This window comes from Aquitalea denitrificans (genome assembly GCF_009856625.1).
GTDB lineage: Bacteria > Pseudomonadota > Gammaproteobacteria > Burkholderiales > Chromobacteriaceae > Aquitalea > Aquitalea denitrificans.
In genome coordinates this window covers 2,199,044-2,215,351 of the sequence record NZ_CP047241.1, presented here as the reverse complement: position 1 = coordinate 2,215,351, position 16,308 = coordinate 2,199,044, and the positions used below count along the sequence as shown (strand labels likewise).

The following is a 16,308-nucleotide window of genomic DNA, read 5'->3' as shown; positions in this document are numbered from 1 at the left end:
AACCATGTCATCTGACTGTCGTAATTAACAGTGATGCTCAGTGTTAAGCTTGGCCATATCCGAATCATTGTGACCAGTTTTACAGCTGGCGATTTCAAGAAAGTGTTGCAAGTAATGAGCCTGTCTATTGTCAGCAAAACCTATGGCGCTGATCAGGTTGGCTTGATCAGCGGTTTTCGTTTTGCTCCCGGTCAGCGTGGGGAAGCCATCGGGTCGGATGAGGCACTGGATTTCCTGCGGGATAGCCAGGGTGAGGATGGCTTTGTCTGGCTGCATTTCAATCTGGCACATGTCGCGTGCGAGCGCTGGATGCGCGCCAACCTTGACTTGCCTGAGGGCTTCGACGAAATGTTGCATGCCGGTGGTGGCTCCACCCGCATCGAACCGTCAGACGGCATGTTGCTGGCGGTCATTAACGATGTGGCGCTGGGTTTCGGTGTGGTCAGTTCGGATGTGGCCACCCTGTGGGTGGCAGCTGGTGCGCGGCTGCTGGTTACGGCGCGGGTGCGACCGCTGCGTTCGGTGGACAGGCTGCGGGGGGCGGTAAAGGCCGGGGAGGTGTTCCCTTCGGCGCGTTCGCTGTTGTTTCACCTGATGCAGGATCAGGCCGATGTCATGGCTAGCATCGTGCGAGAAACCACTTGCAAGGTGGATCATATCGAAGACCGGCTGTTGGCCGAGCGGCTGCAGGATCATCGTGCAGAGCTATCCAGCATGCGGCGCACGCTGGTGCGCATGCAGCGTCTGCTGGCCCCGGAGCCGGGGGCTTTGTTCCGGCTGCTGAACCGCCCGCCGATCTGGCTGGCCGAGCCGGATGTGCAGGCCTTGCGTGAATCTACCGAAGAATTTTCCTTGGTGCTGAACGATCTGGCCACGCTGGTGGAGCGCATCAAGCTGTTACAGGAAGAGCTGGCTGCCAAGTTGAATGAGCAAACCAACCGCACCTTGTTCACCCTGACCATGGTGACGGTGTTGGCCTTGCCCATCAATATCGTGGCCGGCTTTTTCGGTATGAACGTGGGGGGTGTGCCGCTGGCCAATCACCCGCATGGTTTCTGGGTGTTGGTGGCGCTGGTGGCCAGCTTTACCTTGCTGGCCGGGCGGTGGGCCTTTAGCCGTCAAGCGGCACGCTGAGCAGGTGGGTCGCTTGATTAACCCTGTAGCGGGTGGGTGAACTTGTGGGCAGTCTGGCGTACAATAGCGCGTTTTGTGTCACCAGCTGAGGCCGGTGGCTTCTTGTCCAGTCTGATTTACAGCAAGGTATAGCATGAGCGGTTTGCCCAATTGCCCCCAGTGTGGTTCCCAATTTACCTACGAAGACGGCGCCATGCTGGTGTGCCCGGAGTGCGCACACGAATGGTCGGCCCAGGCCGAAGCGGCCGGTGAAGAACAGGGCCGTGAAGTGCGCGATGCCAATGGCAATCTGCTGCAGGATGGCGATACTGTTACCGTGATCAAGGACCTGAAAGTGAAGGGTTCTTCACTGGTGGTGAAGGTGGGTACCAAGGTAAAGAACATCCGCCTGGTGGATGGTGACCACGATATCGATTGCAAGATCGATGGCATCGGTGCCATGGGTCTGAAGTCTGAGTTCGTCAAGAAAGCCTGATTCTTCTGCGTCCGGTTTCCTGCAAAAAAGCACCCGCTAGCGGGTGCTTTTTTCATGTCGCGATGCATATGCTGCCTTGCAGGTGCACCGGCTTTGCTACCATGCCATTTTTCTGTCTGCCTGATTCATGATGATTTCCATTTTCGGCTATTCTCCTCCGCGCACGTGCCAGCTGATTGGCTTTGCCATTCCGGTGATGCTGGCTGCACTGGCAACTCCATTGATGGGGCTGGTGGATACTGCTGTGCTGGGCCGGCTGGGCAGCCCGGTGGCGCTGGCTGCAGTTGCCGTGGGTGGCAGTATTTTCACTGTCTTGTACTGGTGTTTCAGCTTTCTGCGTTTCACCACCACCGGACTGGTGGCACAGGCATCCGGACAGCGCAGCCCGGATTCTGTGGTTCTGGCAGGCCTGCGTCCCATGCTGGCCGCGTTGCTGGGTTGGCTTGGCCTGTTGCTGTTGCAGCAGCCTCTGTTGTGGCTGGCCCTGCGTCTGCTGGCACCGCCGGCAGAGGTAGCCAGGCTGACGCATGATTATTTTTCTGCCCGTATCTGGTCTGCACCGTTCACCTTGTTGTCCTATGCCCAGTTCGCTTGGCTGTTGGGACTGGGCAAGTCACGCCAGGTCATGGTGTTGCAGCTGCTGATGAATCTGCTTAATGCGTTGCTGGCTGTTTGGCTGGTATCGGTGCTGGGCTGGGGTGTCGCTGGTGCAGGCTGGGCCACGGCGATTGCCGAAGCGGTGGGTTGTGTGCTGGCCTGGCGGGTGATGCTGCGTCAGGCTCCGTGGCCGCAATGGCAACAGGCCTTGTCCCGCTCTGGCGGACGGGCCGCCTGGCGGCAACTGTTTGCTGCCAATATCGACATCATGGTCCGTACTCTGCTGTTGACGGTGGCGTTTGCCTTGATGACGCGTAGCGGCGCGCAGCTGGGTACGCTGACGCTGGCGGCCAATCAGCTGCTGCTACAGGCCTTCATGGTGTGTGTCAGTCTGCTGGACGGCTTTGCCGTGGCAGCCGAGGTGCATGGTGCGCATGCCATCGGTGCGCAAAGTCGTAACGGGTTACGGCTGGTGGTGCGGCGATGTGCCTGGCTGTCGCTGGGATGGAGCAGTGTGCTGGCGCTGGGCATGGCCTTGTTGGGGCTGGTTTATCTGCCCTGGATGACACCGGACCGGCAGCTGCAGCAACTGGCAGCACAGTACTGGAGCTGGCTGGTGGTTTTGCCGCCGGTATGCATCTGGGCCTTTTTCTGGGATGGCGTGTTCATGGGTGCCATGCGTACCGCCGTGCTGCGCAATGGCATGTTGTTGAGCTTTGCGGTGTACCTGCCTGCGCTGTTGCTGTTGCAGGGCCTGCTGGGTAATCACGGTATCTGGGCTGCATTGCTGGTGTTGATGGCGATGCGCGGCATTCTGCTGACCCTGGCGTGGCCACGCTTGCGGGACAGTGTGGGAGTCAATGCATTGAGCGGGGGGCAGTAGCCTGCTGCGGCAGCGCTATAATCAGCCGCAGTGCAATCAGGAGCATGGATGGTGACATTGAGCAAGGAAGAGTCTGCAGCCTTGCAGGCTTCGATCAGACAAGTCAGTCAACGGGTGGCGCGGGAGCTGCAGGCCAGGCCCGGAGTGGGGCATGCCTTGCATTTCATCAGCCATCTGCACGCAGGCATCGACAAGATCGTGATGCAAGCAGAGCAGCGCGGTCAGGCGCCCGCCTGTCAGGCTGCTTGCAATAGTTGTTGCTATCTGCGTGTGGAGGCCAGTCAGGCCGAGGTGCTGCTTATCGCCCGCCATCTGCGACAGGGTACGCTACCGCAGTTGCAGGAGATACGGCAGCGCCTGTTGCAGCGTCAACAGCACATGCAGGCCGCTACTGCGCCATTAGCTCGCCTGGCTTGTGCATTCCTGCAGGATGGCCTGTGCAGCATTTACCCCTTGCGACCGGCCAGTTGCCGCAAGGCTCATTCGTTTTCCGCTGCTGCCTGTCACACACAGGCAGCTGAAATTCCGCAAGACCTGTCCATTACCCTGGCGGCAGAGGCCTTGCAGCGTGGTACGGCTGCAGGGTATCGACAGGCTGGACTGGCGGCTGACCCGCTGGAACTGACTGCCGCCATGTTATGGGCGCTGGACGATGCTGGTGCAGAGGAAGGCTGGCTGGCCGGGCAGGGTGATCGGGCAGGTTAGCGTACGCGCAGGATGTTTTTCACCAGCCGTGGCTGTGCCGGGTTGGGCAGTTTGCTTTCCTGGTGGTGTTCTGCCAGCAAAAGCAGTATTAACAGTAATCCCAGCAGGCAGGCGGTTTTTGCAGATGACATGACAGGTGAGCGAGGGGCAGCAGTTTCTGCAGATGAGAAGCCGCTGATTGTACGCCTGATTTCATGCTAAGAGAATGCGGCTTGATCTGCGGTCAGTTCGAATACAAAGGAAGTCAACGATGGAAAGCTGGTTTGTCTGGGCCTTGTGCTCGGCGGTGTTTGCCGCATTGACTGCGGTTCTGGCCAAGCTGGGGCTGCGCGGGGTGGATTCTGACCTGGCCACGCTGATACGTACCGGCATCATTGCCATGGTGCTGTCGCTGTTTGTCTGGCTGACCGGAAAATGGAGCAACCCACTGCAGCTTTCCGGCAGGACCTGGTTGTTTCTTGGCCTGTCCGGTTTGGCAACCGGAGCCTCCTGGACCTGCTATTTCCGCGCCCTGCAACTGGGCGAAGCCAGCAAGGTGGCCCCCGTGGACAAGCTTAGCCTGGTACTGGTGGCTGTGTTTGCCGTGCTGTTTCTGGGGGAGCGTCCGGCTCCGCGCGAATGGCTCGGCATTGCCCTGGTGGCGGTGGGGGTGCTGGTGCTGGCGATCCGCCGCTAGCAGCGATGGATCGGTTCTGGTTCAGGCGGGGTGGCAGGAGCGGCATTGCAGCACAGGCTGGGCCTGCTGCTCTTGCAGCCATTCGTAGAAAGCTTGATCCAGCAACCAGGCATCGTTGCCATGCCGCAGAACCCACATTGGCCCGCCACAGGGGCCAGTGCAACGTCCGGCAATGTCGTAAACGCCAGCAGGCATACGTCTGACGGACTCGAATTCGGGCAAGGCCAGCCCAGGCAGGCTATTGCAGGCGTGTATGGTAAGTACGGGCATCGTGGACAAAGAAAACCCACGCCGGGCGTGGGAAAAGAGTCGTCTACAAAGGAGGAATGCCAACCTTACGCTTTTTGCAACGTGCTTGTCATCGGGGCTTCTACTTAGCTGGTAACTGGCTGCGCTAGGCCCGCCCTGCGGCCTTGCCTGGCTGTTACGGATTAGTGTTATTACCCAGCAGATGGCGCAACACCTGCTCGGCCACATTTTGCCATTTGCTGCTGGAAATCACGGCATGGCCGGCATCTTCTATCATCACCGGTGTGGTGTCATAGGAGCGGGCCGTGGCGGCTACCACGTCGGACGGAATCAGCTTGTCACGGCTGCCACCTATCACTTGTACTTGCGCGCTGACATTGTCCGGGTTGACGTAGGCCGGCTTGCCTTCGGCCGCCTGAATGGCAATGGCCTTGCCCAGCGGGTCGCCCATGAACTCCACCACGGTATCCAGCGTGCCAGGTAGCAGACCCCACGGCGGTACCGAACAGATCAGGCTGGCGCGTTGCAGATCGTCATTGCCTTCCAGTACACGCTGGGTCAGGAAGCCGCCCATGGAATGGCCGACGATAAGGCCGGGCTTGCCGGGCAGGCCGGCCAGTACCTGTTGAACATCTTCCTCGTAACCACGCAGTGTCTGGTTTTGCCGCGCCGCGCTGCCGCCGTGGCCGCGCAGCGACAGGGCCGAGCCACTCAGGCCGTGTGCAGCAAACCAGGGCAGCATGTTTTCCCGCCATTGCCAGCCATCGCCTGCCACGCCATGAATGAACAGCACATGGCCGCGTGGCTGGGGGGCATCGGCATGAAACACTTCAATGTCATCCAGCATTTCGTAGCGGCAGGCATTGGCCGGATCGTCCTCGGCCAGGGTGATCTGGCAGGCGGTTTCTGCGCCTTCCTGCGCAAAATACGTGCTCAGCCCACGGCAGAGTGAGGCCATGCGGCCATTGCGGCGTAAATACTGGATGCGCAGTCGGTTTACCTTGCGTCGGCGAGCGTGTTCCAGTGCCTGGTCGAACAGCAGGCGACCAATGCCCTTGCCCTGGCAGAAGCTATCCACGCTGATGCCCAGCTCGCCGCAAGGGTAGGCTTCGTGTTGAAAAACGGCGATGTGTACCACGCCGATCAATAATTCCCGGTAATGGGCACCAATCACGATGTCGCGGTTGAAGTTGATGCTGTCGACGTAGCTGGATAGTGCCGCAGGAGCCAGCTCCAGCCCGAAGCGGGTGAAGCGGTCATCCGCACTCAGCTCCGCCAGGTGTTCCAGAATGGCCGGTCTGGCAGTGGCCTGCAGACGGCTGAAAGTAAGTGTCATGATGCCTTCTGTATTGTGCAGTGCACAATGAGAGTGTAGTCCTTGCAGCGCCAGATGCAAGGGCAAGCGCTGCGGTATCCGGCAGCGGTAGCGGCGCGGCAGCATGGCCATTGGCAGCATCCGGGGGAAGGGACTGCCAAAACCGTCGGCATGACGAGCAAATATCAGCTATCAAATAGTGATGAGCCGTATTGTGCGGCCCACGCCGGTTTGCTGCCGCACTACGCTCATGACCAGCCGGCAGGATAAAACAATCACCTGGCACAGGAGTCTTGTGTTCAATCATCATCACTCATTTTGGCGTTTGCCGGGGGGGCGTGGCCTGCTGGGTATCGTGCTGCTTTGTGTTGCCACACTGGCACATGCGCGCGAATGCCTGTCATTCATCTATGCCAGCGGCGGGCGCGACTACTGGGCAAATTTGCAGGCAAACGTAGCCAAGGAAGGTGGGCGGCGGGGTTATTTCATCTATGACCGTGGCTCGGTGGATAGCGAACATCTGATTGATGATGCGCAGATCCAGTTGCTCAATATTGCCGTTGCCCGGCGTTGTCGCGCCATCATTCTGGCCCCTAGTGCCACCATCGAGAACTACAATGAAATCCTGCGTTTTCTGCCGGTACCGGTGGTTCTGATCGACCGTAATCCTGGGCTGACCAGCCAGTACGGATCGGTCACATCCGACAATGCCGCCATTGGCAGGATGGCCTGGGCGCAGCTGAAAAAGAACAATCCGGCCATCCGCCGCATTCTGGTTTTTCCCAATCATGGCCGCGTGCCATCCACCGAACAGCGCATGGAGAGTTTTACCGCCGCTGCGCGCAAAGATGGTGCCACCTTGTTGTACGGTCCGGCGGTCGACCAAACCATCGGTCAGGGGCGGCGGACCGTGACGGCTTATCTTGGTGGTAAGCCGCCAGCATTTGATGCCATTTTCACCCCCAACGAATCTACGACGACCGCCACCGTGCTGGCACTGCGCCAGTTGCAACAGGCCGGGAGATATGACTTTGTTGGCGTGGACCGTAACCCGGTCATTGTGGATGCCGTGCGCAACGGCGAAATGCTGGCCACCATGGTGCAGGACAGTGAAAAAATGGCTGGTCTGGCGGTAGACATGGCAGATGCTGCCATCAAGGCCCCTGCGGGTACTGGCAGGAATATTCTGTTGCCGCCTTTTGTGATGGACCGGGCGGTGCTGCGCAATGCCCGCTGAGCCAGAAAGAATCAGCCCATGAAAACGGCCAACGTTCGCCTTTGCCAGTACTATTTCGAACAGGACAGCATGTCGATCCGGTTGTCTATGGCTGTTGCGCTGGCCATTTACCTGTCGCATTGGAACAGTAATCCGGGATGGACCGGCTCCTGCTGGCTTCTATCGATGGCAGGCATTCAGTCAATACGGCTGTGGCATCTGGGAAAAATGCGCAGCCTGCTGACTGATCCGGCCCGGTTGGAAAAATATTTCAACTCTTTCTATGTATCGGTATTTGCGGCAGCTGTTGCCTGGGGTGGCATGCTGTTTGCGTTTCCTCATCGTCAGTTTGATTTTGTCTACATGTTCAAGATCATTGCGCTGGCTGCTATCAATAGCGTCACTATCCTGTCGCACGGGCTGATTTTCCGCTTGTACGCGCTGTTCAGTACGGTAATCACGGTGATGGTATTCATCCAGCTGCATGGTTTTGACCAGGTGATGTCAGCATCCGATCGTTATGCCTTTTCCGTTATCGCCTTGCTGTATCTGGTGTTCCTGTTATTGACGGACTGGAAATACGCCCGGCGTAATTTCGATTTTTTCGAGCAGCAAGTCGCCATGGAAACGCTGGTGAGCAAGCTCAAGCGGCTGCATAACGAGGAGGTGGACCTGCGTTCCAGCCTGGAGGCCAAGTCCGCAGGACTGGAGGAGGCGCGTAATGCGCTGCTGGTGATTGCCGCCACCGACAGCCTGACACAGACCCTGAATCGCCGTGCCATTCTGGAACACCTGAATGCGCAGGTGGATAGGGTGAGTCATGCCGAAGGCTCGTTCTGCGTCATTACCTTTGATGTCGACAACTTCAAGAAAATCAACGATGTATTTGGCCACAATGTCGGCGATATCGTATTGCGGGTGCTGGCGGACGAGGTGAAATCGGTGCTGCGGGCTGATGATCTGTTCGGCCGCATCGGTGGCGAGGAATTCCTGGTGATTCTGCCCGGCTTAGCCCTGAGCCGCGCGGTGGAGTGCGGCGAGCGCATCCGCCTGAAACTGGTGCAGAGCACGCGCATGCAGCAAGAAGCCGGCTTCGGGGTAACGTTATCGCTGGGCTGTTGTCTGGCATTTCCCGGCGAGTCGGCCATCGACATCCTGAGCAAGGCGGACAAGCTGATGTATGTCGCCAAGCGCGATGGCAAGAACCGCCTGTGCTACTAAACGCCTCAGTCTGCTGTAGTTTCGTCAGCTGCCCAGTCGGCAATCGGTACCGGTTTGCCAAACAGATAGCCCTGATAGGCATAGCAGCCGTAGCTTTCCAGATAATCGCGCTGTGCGTGTGTTTCTACCCCCTCTGCAATCACCTCCAGCCCCAGCGAACGTGACATGGCCAGAATCGCTTTGACGATGGCCGTGGTGCTGGCGTCTTTGCCCAGTTCGCGGGTGAAGGATTGATCGATCTTGATTTGATCCAGCGGCAGGCGCTTGAGATAAGACAGTGAGGAGTAGCCGGTGCCAAAGTCATCCAGTGAAAAACGTATGCCCAGTGCGCCCAACTGGTGCATGCGTGCCACCACCAGGTCAACATTTTCCAGCACGATGCTTTCCGTCAGTTCCAGCTTGAGCCGGGCCGGATTGGCACCGCTTTGCTGCAGGCTGTTTTGCACCGAAGCCACAAAATCAGGCTGGTGGAACTGACGTGCGCTGACGTTAACCGCGATATCCAGCGTGCAAAAATACGGGTGTTGCTCCCAGGCCTTCAGTTGCCGGCAGGCGCTGTCCATCACCCAGCGTCCCAGTTCGATGATCAGCCCCATCTCCTCGGCCACCGGAATGAACTGGGCTGGCGACACCATGCCACGTTCGGCAGAGCACCAGCGCAGCAGCGCCTCGGCACCGATGCGGGTGCCATCCTGCCCTACTTGCGGCTGGTAGTAGAGCACGAATTCCTCGCGGGCAAACCCCAGTCGCAGCGCGTTTTCCAGCAGGCTGCGCGCTTCTATGCTGGCTTGCATGGTGGGGCTGAAGAATCGCACCCGGTTGCGACCGGCATCCTTGGACTGGTACAGCGCAACATCGGCCTGCTTGAGCAGGTTTTCCATGGAAGTCACCAGACCGCGGAATAATGTCAATCCGATGCTGGTGGTATAGACGTGGTCGGTATCCTGATCCCCTTCCAGCCGGTAGGGACGGGACAGCTGGTCACGGATGTTCTCGGCAATCTGTTCGGCACGCTTGGCCGCAACGGTTTCATTGGGGCCAAGGTTTTCGATGATGGCGACGAATTCGTCCCCGCCAAGCCGGGCCACGGTGTCGGCTTCGCCAACGGTGTTGCGCAGGCGACGGCCCACCTGTACCAGCAGCTTGTCACCCATCTCGTGGCCCAAGGTGTCGTTGAGCTTCTTGAACTGGTCCAGATCCAGCATCATCAGCACACCATGTTCGCGGGAGCGTTCGCTGATTTTCTGTGCCTGCTGCAGGCGGTCGAATAGCAGGCGGCGGTTGGGCAGCCAGGTAAGCGGGTCGTAGTGGGCCAGCTGGCGGATTTCGTCTTCTGCTTCCTTGCGCTCGGTAATGTCGTGCAGCGTGGCACGCTGCCCCAGATAGCTGCCATCCTCGCCGTAGATTGGGCGGCAGGTATAGTTTACCCAGCGGATGTCGCCATCTTTCCGGCAGATGCGCAAATCCAGGCCCACCGTTTCCATTGCGCTATCGTGCGTGTGCTGCCGGGCCAGCCATTGCGCGCGGTCTTCCGGGTGGATGATGGCGTCTAGCAGGGCCGGGTTGCGCTCGAATTCGCCGGCGCGATACGCGCTGATCTTTTCTGCCGACGGGGTCATGTAGTGAAATTGGCCGTCAGGCTTGATCCAGTACACCCAGTCACTGGCCCAGTCCATCATGGTGTGGAATTTCAGCTCACTCTGGCGGATGGCTTCGATGGCGGCCTTCTTGTCGGTAATGTCATCCTTGATGGCCACATAGTGGCTAACCTTGCCATCCTGCTGGCGTAGCGGGGCAATCACCACTGCTTCGACATATTCGCTGCCGTCCTTGCGCCGATTGATGAATTCGCCTTCCCATACCGCGCCGGCCATCAGGGTGGACCACAGATCGGCATAGGTTTCTGCTGAGGTTTTACCCGCATGCAGAATGCGCGGATTCTGTCCCAGCACTTCATCCTGGCTGTAGCCGGTGTTCTTCAGGAAAGCCTCGTTCACATATTCGATGCGGGCATCCATATTGGTAATGACGATGCTGGCCGGGCTTTGTTGTATCACCAGCGAAAACTTCTTCAGCTGTTCCTCGCGGCTGAGCAGTTCGGCAGTGCGTTTTTCGATTTCGGCTTCCAGTTGCAGCTGGTGGGATTGCAGATCCTGCTGATTGCTCTCCTGGGCTTGAATGACCCGGCGCATCTGGCTGGCAAACGGGATAAAGATGAACAGCGCCTCGGTCAGCAGCAGCGCAAGGGCGGCCAGCCAGGCAATGTTCTCTGCTGTTTGCAGCTGGTCGACGGCAGCTTCGCCTTCCAGCTGATAGCGTTTGACTGCGGTATCCAGTGCACGCAGCAGGTCGCCCTCTGCCAGTGCCAGCAGTTGCTGCAGGTCGGGGTCTGCCATGCTCAGCGTGCCATCCGGCTGCGCCAGTATGTGTCTGGCCAGCGCCAGATAACGGTTTTCCAGGAAATGAATGGCTTGCGGGTTGCCAAAATACAGTGCATGCACTGCTGGCGACATGGTCTGCGGCAAGTGCAGCTGCGGCTGGCCATTGATCAGGCCTTGATGACTGGTCGCCATCAGGCTGACGGCCTGCTGCAATTGCTGGCGCAGACGGGAGGAGCCACCCTGTGTGGTGGCCAGTTGCTGGCTGAACAGGGCGATGCGCTGGCTGAGCATGCGCTGGCGGCCACTGATATTGACCAGGGCGGCTGTGCTTTGCTGCGTGGCAATCACCAGTTTTTGCGAAACAAAGGCGCTGGTTGCCAGTATTGCCATCAGGGATAGCGCAATGATGTAACGCAGCTTGAAGGAACGGAGCATTCGGTGTTCACGCGTCATGCCGGTGTTTCCTGACAGATTCTGCAGGACATCATGCATGACAACGGGCTTTTATGAAAAGCCCGTTTCTGCGTCCTCAGGCAAAAATGCAGTGGTTTTACATCGACTCGGCCCGGAGGCGACAGGCTTAGTCTGCTACTGGTGTGCTGGCACGCAACAGCCGGTCACGCACATGCAACCAGGCGGGCGTATCCGGCGGCATCTCGATCAGAATGCGGTTGCAGCCGCTGGCTTCCGCCTGGTGCAGCACGGCATAGATCTGGCTGGCATAGGCAGCCGGATCGGCCGGCAGCAGATAGCTTTGCGTGGCCGGCAGCGGTGTGGCCGGCCTGCCCACCATGCTGATGAAGGCCAGATCTTCAGCCCATACTTGCGCAGGAAGCCGGGGGCGGTGTGCGGCTTCAAAACGATGGCAGGGAATCCGCGGGGCATAGTGTGAAGCCAATGCGCCGGGAACGCGCGGTACAAGGTCACGCGGACCCTCATCCAGTGGCAGCACGCGGGCCAGCTGGGCGGCGCTGATGCTGCCAGGGCGCAGGATGCGTGCCTGTGGACCGGACAGGTCGACAATGGTGGACTCCAGCCCGAAGCGGCAGTCCCCGCCATCCAGCACCGCCTCGATGCGACCTTCCATCTGGCGCGCCACATGGGCGGCACTGGTGGGGCTGATGTGGCCGAAAGGGTTGGCCGACGGCGCGACCACCGCATGGCCCAGCTGGTCGAGCACGGCCTGGAACAGCGGATGTGCCGGCCAGCGCACGGCAACGGTATCCTGCCCGCCGGTAATCAGGCGCGATACCGTGGGTGCCGCCGGCAGCACCATGGTAAGCGGGCCGGGCCAGAATGCTGCGGCCAGCTGGTAGGCTGGCGCTGGTATCTGGCTGACCCAGTGCTGCAGATGAGACAGGTTTGGCAGATGCACAATCAGCGGGTGATCGGCCGGCCTGCCCTTGGCGCTGAAAACCCGGCGGATGGCTGCAGGGTCTTGCGCACTGGCGGCCAGGCCGTAGACGGTTTCGGTAGGTAGTGCCACCAGTTGGCCATTGCCCAGCAGGCTGGCAGCGCGGTGGATGTCCGCGGCATGCGGATTGAGGTATTCCATATGTGCTTTCTGTGGTGCGGCTCAGGCGCCATGCGGTAATCCGGCTGCCAGCCAGTTGCCGTTGCGCCAGTATTCCATGCCGGTTTCGGCAAAACGGTACAGGTGTAGCCAGCGGCGCTTTACCAGCATGGCAACTTCCGGCTGTTGTTCCAGCGCCAGGCTGATCAGCCGGGCAGGGGCGTCGATGCAGGCAGCCAGCCGCAACGGTGCATGACGCCATTGGCTGCCGTCATGTACGGACTGTTTGGACAGGCCGATGCGCAAATCGCCGCTATTGCCTTCGAACACGCCAATGCGCCCGCCCACTACGTTGTGCAGCAGCTTGTTGCCACTGCCATAGCGTCTGGGGTCGGTAACGGCGGCGAAATACTGCATGTTGATCCAGTGCGCCACCACTAACGGGCCACCAAAAATGGCCGCCAGCTGGCTGGCTTGCGGGTCTTGCCGCCAGTCGTATTCCTGCAGGAAGGCCCGGCCATGCAAATTGAGCGCGGCGGTGCGGCTACGCGGTGCGGCAATGAAACTGTGATTGCCGGCCAGTCCCCACTCGGGACGGGTTTCCGCCCAGTGATGGCCTTTTTGCCGGAGCAGGGACAATAGCTTGCCCGTATGGATATCTGCGGGAATGCCGTCCTGGCCGGCCCGCCGGCTGCGCGCCAGGCTGGCCGCCTCATCCAGCAGCGGCTGTACTTGCAGGCCGCGCTGTTGCAGGGCCGGGGATTGACCATCGGCTTGCAAGACCTGTAATTCGTCACTATGGGTCAGGTGCAGTACCGGTAAAAACAGTGTGGCTGTCGGTATGGCCCAGCCACGAGCAGCCAGCCCGGCGCGTACGGCCGGGCGCTGCAGCCAGTCACTGAGCAGCAGTACGTGCAGATGGCCGCCATGGCCGCCGCAGGCTCCGCATTGCAAGGCTGATGCCTGTGGATTGTTGCTGCTGTGGCTGGCGTGGCCCACCAGCAATACCGTGCGGGGAAAGCGCTGTCCCAGCCCCATGGCAGGCAGCAGGTGCTCCAGGCTTGCCACGATGTCATCGGTATTGAGCTGGCGGCCAGCGGAGACCATGCTCTTGTCCTTGTCGTTCAGCCAGGGGTCCAGCTCGGCCAGTGTTGCCCTGCGCTTGCCGGGAAAGGCTTTGCGCAGCAGTTTGCCCGCTTTGCCCAGCCCGGCGCTTTCCACCAGGGTGAAGGACGATAGCGGGGCGCGCTGGAAGGATCCCCATTCCTGCAGGCCCTTTTCCAGCGACGGCATGATGGCTTCCCAGCTAGGGGCCAGCAGACCGGGCAGGCGTGGCTGGCTGCGGTCTTCGCCGGCAAAGCGGATAGCCAGCGGCAGGCCGAAAAAGCCGGCAAATCCGGCGGTCGTGGCCGCGGGCAAAACCTGCTCCAGGGCGCGGCGCATCGGTTCCGAGCGCACATCAATGCAGAAGACGGCATGGATGTCGGCTCCGGCAAGTTCTGTGGCGGCGGGCTGGACGCTCAGGCGGGACAGCAGTGGGGCGTGGCTGGCCAGCTCGGCGGCACGTTGCCAGATCAGGCCGCGCGCGTTGACGGGCGGTATTGTTGATTGGGCATCCCATGCTGCATGCCAGTGTTGCCAGTGGCTGTCCGGTGTGCGGTCGCCATCGTCCAGCAGGCACTCCCAAGCCAGCTGCATGGCCAGTAACTCTGCCGGCAGGCTGCTGGCGGTGCCGGCCAGTTCGGCTTGCCATTGCTGGTAACGGCACCATGCTGCCCAGCCGCTATTGCGTTGCAGCAGCACGTAAAACCAGTCGCTCAGCCAGCTTGGCTTGGCTTGCAAGCGCTCCTGCGCGTGGCGGAACAGGGCATGGTGATCCTGAGGCAGCGCGGCAATGGCACCGCGCAGGCGTTCGCGCGCGGCGGCATCCGGGCTGGGTGGCGGTTGCAGCGCCATTTCGGCCAGCCAGTTCTGATAGAGCCGGCCATGACGATCAGGCTGCCATTCTGCCTGGTCGTGATCGAACCATGCTGCGCAGCATTGACTGATTTGCTGGGTAATCACCTGTTGCCAGTTTTGCAGGCCGGCGTGGCCGGCAGCGTCCTGCCGCCAGTTGCTTTGCAGCAGTCTTGCTGGTGCAGTGTGGCGTTCGGCCTGTCCCTGTTGCAGCCACTGCACGGCAGATTGCTTGATACCGGCTTCTTGCAGCGCGGCACTCAGGTCGGCATTGCTGATCTGGCCCGCGGCGTACTGCTGCCGGTAGTCGGCTTCATCCAGGTGCAGGCGGCTGTCTGCCAGGCTTTGCAAGGTATGGTGGGCCTGTTCGAACGATTGGCTGCGCAAGCCCCAGTAAGGCGAGCTGGCCAGCAGGCTGTCCAGTGGCCAGCTGGGTGCAATGCGGCTGGCCGCGGCCTGGGCGGCACTTTGCCAGAGCGTGTCAGCGGATGTCATGGGCAGTGGCTCCGTTGCGGGTGAGGGGTGAGCGTCGCCCCAACCGGTGCAGGCGGGTGCGCATGGTGGTGCGCAGCCACCATTCGTCCAGATAGAGGCCGCCAAAGGCGCGCGCGTACAGGCGCTGGCTCAGGTGGTGGCCGGGGTGTCTATCTATCCAGCCTTGCAGCAGGAACAGCCCGCCAAAGAACAGCGCCAGCAGCAATTGGCAGGCAAGCGGGGCCGTGGCATGGTCAGCCTGCATCCTGGCAAACAGGGTGTGTAGCAGCAGGTAGGTCTGGCACAGCAGCAGCGCCAGTCCATAGCCGCGTATGCTGTGCTGGCACAGCGGTGCCAGGCCAAGGCCGATGATCACAATCAGCAGCGGCGGCGGTTGCAGGGTATGGCCCTGTGCCAGTTGCCAGCCTTGCAGGCTGGCCAGCAGCAAGGCAATGCCGGCCACGCCGCTGGCCAGATGCCAGCCCTTGCCGCTAGCCGGAGCGCTGCTTGACTGACGGATGGTGGCTCGCACCTGGTTGCCCGAGCTGAGAAAGGCATGTGCCTTGTAGATGGAATGGGTGATCAGATGCAGCAGGGCCAGCGAATATTGCCCCAGCCCGCACTCCATCAGCATGAAGCCCATCTGGGCGCAGGTAGACCAGGCCAGGCGCAACTTGATGCTGATGCGGGTCTGCATCACCCAGCAGGCCAGACCAGCGGTAACGCCACCCCATACCACTAACAGCCAGGCTGTCAGCGGCACCGCTGCCCACAGCGCAGCCAGTTTGATCAACACCATGCCGCCCAGATTCACTACCCCGGCATGCAGCAGGGCCGAAATCGGGGTCGGGGCTTCCATGACCTGGGTCAGCCAGCCGTGAAACGGCAATTGTGCTGTTTTCAGCAGTACACAGCACACCAGCAGTAGCGCTCCGGTATTGCGTGCCAGTTGTGCGATGGGCGATGCCAACGGACGTGCGATATCGGCAAAGGCAGGCGAGGCCACCGCCCAGGCTATCAGCCCTGCACCCAGCAACAGGCACAGTTCGGCCAGACGGCTGGCCACGGCCTCGCGCCGGGCGGCAATGCGCGCTTGTGGCCGCTCGGGATAAAAGGTCAGCAGGCTTTGCAGCGCCGGGCTGGTCAGCAGCCAGCCGGCCAGCAGGGTGGGCCAATCCTGGCTGGCTACCACCAGGGTAGCGCCGGCCAGCAGCCAGCCCACCGCACGCAGAAAGCGGGCCTGCCCCGCTTCGCCGCTGAAATAGCGTGCCGAGAAGCGCAGGATCACCCAGGCCAGCAGCTGGATAAGCAACTGAAATAGCAAGGCCGGCTGCAGGCCTTGTAACAGCATCAGCAGCAAGGCCGCCACTGCGCCAGCGGCGGCGCTGGCCTGGGCCAGTTGCCAGTGACGGGGCTGGCTGGTGCGCACCAGTGCCGGCAGCACCCAGAGCAGGGCCAGCAAGGTATGAAGAGACAAATCCATAAGGTGGATGGCGTATGAGTGAAAACACCG

13 protein-coding genes are annotated in these 16,308 nt (G+C 60.6%); 7 read left to right on the top strand and 6 right to left on the bottom strand.

What is annotated here, in order from left to right:
• Nucleotides 1-114: 114 nt before the first annotated feature.
• The 4 genes from GSR16_RS10000 to GSR16_RS09985 all read left to right on the top strand — a co-directional run bounded on the left by GSR16_RS10000 (nucleotide 115) and on the right by GSR16_RS09985 (nucleotide 3,794).
• Nucleotides 115-1,134, top strand: a complete 1,020-nt coding sequence (locus GSR16_RS10000) for a transporter (RefSeq protein ID WP_159876972.1) — start codon at nucleotides 115-117, stop codon at nucleotides 1,132-1,134.
• Nucleotides 1,135-1,267: 133 nt separating this feature from the next.
• Nucleotides 1,268-1,609, top strand: coding sequence for a zinc ribbon domain-containing protein YjdM (locus GSR16_RS09995; RefSeq protein WP_045847365.1), 342 nt, complete (start codon nucleotides 1,268-1,270; stop codon nucleotides 1,607-1,609).
• A 127-nt stretch (nucleotides 1,610-1,736) separates the two neighbouring features.
• A complete protein-coding gene (locus GSR16_RS09990) occupies nucleotides 1,737-3,089 on the top strand; it encodes an MATE family efflux transporter (protein WP_159876970.1) in 1,353 nt (450 codons plus the stop codon).
• 48 nt (nucleotides 3,090-3,137) lie between these two features.
• Nucleotides 3,138-3,794 (top strand): YkgJ family cysteine cluster protein, encoded by a 657-nt coding sequence (locus GSR16_RS09985; protein WP_159876968.1) that lies wholly within the window; start codon nucleotides 3,138-3,140, stop codon nucleotides 3,792-3,794.
• Here GSR16_RS09985 and GSR16_RS21325 read toward each other — a convergent pair.
• Nucleotides 3,791-3,925, bottom strand: a complete 135-nt coding sequence (locus GSR16_RS21325; protein WP_276608570.1) for a hypothetical protein — start codon at nucleotides 3,923-3,925, stop codon at nucleotides 3,791-3,793. The two genes, GSR16_RS09985 and GSR16_RS21325, sit on opposite strands and share 4 nt — an antisense overlap.
• 119 nt (nucleotides 3,926-4,044) lie before the next feature.
• Here GSR16_RS21325 and GSR16_RS09980 point away from each other — a divergent pair, with 119 nt between their 5' ends.
• Nucleotides 4,045-4,470 (top strand): EamA family transporter, encoded by a 426-nt coding sequence (locus tag GSR16_RS09980; protein ID WP_159876966.1) that lies wholly within the window; start codon nucleotides 4,045-4,047, stop codon nucleotides 4,468-4,470.
• Between the two features lie 424 nt (nucleotides 4,471-4,894).
• Here GSR16_RS09980 and GSR16_RS09975 read toward each other — a convergent pair whose 3' ends face one another.
• Complete coding sequence (locus GSR16_RS09975) at nucleotides 4,895-6,055, bottom strand: alpha/beta fold hydrolase (protein WP_159876964.1); 1,161 nt, start codon at nucleotides 6,053-6,055, stop codon at nucleotides 4,895-4,897.
• A gap of 274 nt (nucleotides 6,056-6,329) precedes the next feature.
• On the opposite strand from GSR16_RS09975, the gene GSR16_RS09970 reads away from it, so the two are divergent.
• Together GSR16_RS09970 and GSR16_RS09965 are read left to right on the top strand one after the other, a co-directional pair.
• Nucleotides 6,330-7,271, top strand: a complete 942-nt coding sequence (locus tag GSR16_RS09970) for a substrate-binding domain-containing protein (RefSeq protein WP_159876962.1) — start codon at nucleotides 6,330-6,332, stop codon at nucleotides 7,269-7,271.
• An 18-nt stretch (nucleotides 7,272-7,289) separates the two neighbouring features.
• Nucleotides 7,290-8,471 (top strand): GGDEF domain-containing protein, encoded by a 1,182-nt coding sequence (locus GSR16_RS09965; RefSeq protein ID WP_159876960.1) that lies wholly within the window; start codon nucleotides 7,290-7,292, stop codon nucleotides 8,469-8,471.
• 5 nt (nucleotides 8,472-8,476) lie between these two features.
• On the opposite strand, the gene GSR16_RS09960 is transcribed toward GSR16_RS09965, so the two are convergent.
• The 4 genes from GSR16_RS09960 to GSR16_RS09945 form a co-directional block, all read right to left on the bottom strand.
• The gene (locus GSR16_RS09960) at nucleotides 8,477-11,305 is read right to left on the bottom strand and encodes an EAL domain-containing protein (protein WP_159876958.1); all 2,829 of its coding nucleotides are present in this window, start codon (nucleotides 11,303-11,305) and stop codon (nucleotides 8,477-8,479) included.
• A gap of 127 nt (nucleotides 11,306-11,432) precedes the next feature.
• The gene (locus GSR16_RS09955) at nucleotides 11,433-12,407 is read right to left on the bottom strand and encodes an L-threonylcarbamoyladenylate synthase (protein WP_159876956.1); all 975 of its coding nucleotides are present in this window, start codon (nucleotides 12,405-12,407) and stop codon (nucleotides 11,433-11,435) included.
• Nucleotides 12,408-12,428: 21 nt separating this feature from the next.
• Complete coding sequence (locus GSR16_RS09950; RefSeq protein ID WP_159876954.1) at nucleotides 12,429-14,816, bottom strand: YbcC family protein; 2,388 nt, start codon at nucleotides 14,814-14,816, stop codon at nucleotides 12,429-12,431.
• A complete protein-coding gene (locus GSR16_RS09945; RefSeq protein ID WP_159876952.1) occupies nucleotides 14,803-16,278 on the bottom strand; it encodes an NADH-quinone oxidoreductase subunit L in 1,476 nt (491 codons plus the stop codon). The genes GSR16_RS09950 and GSR16_RS09945 overlap by 14 nt, the downstream gene beginning before the upstream one ends.
• Between the last annotated feature and the right edge of the window lie 30 nt (nucleotides 16,279-16,308).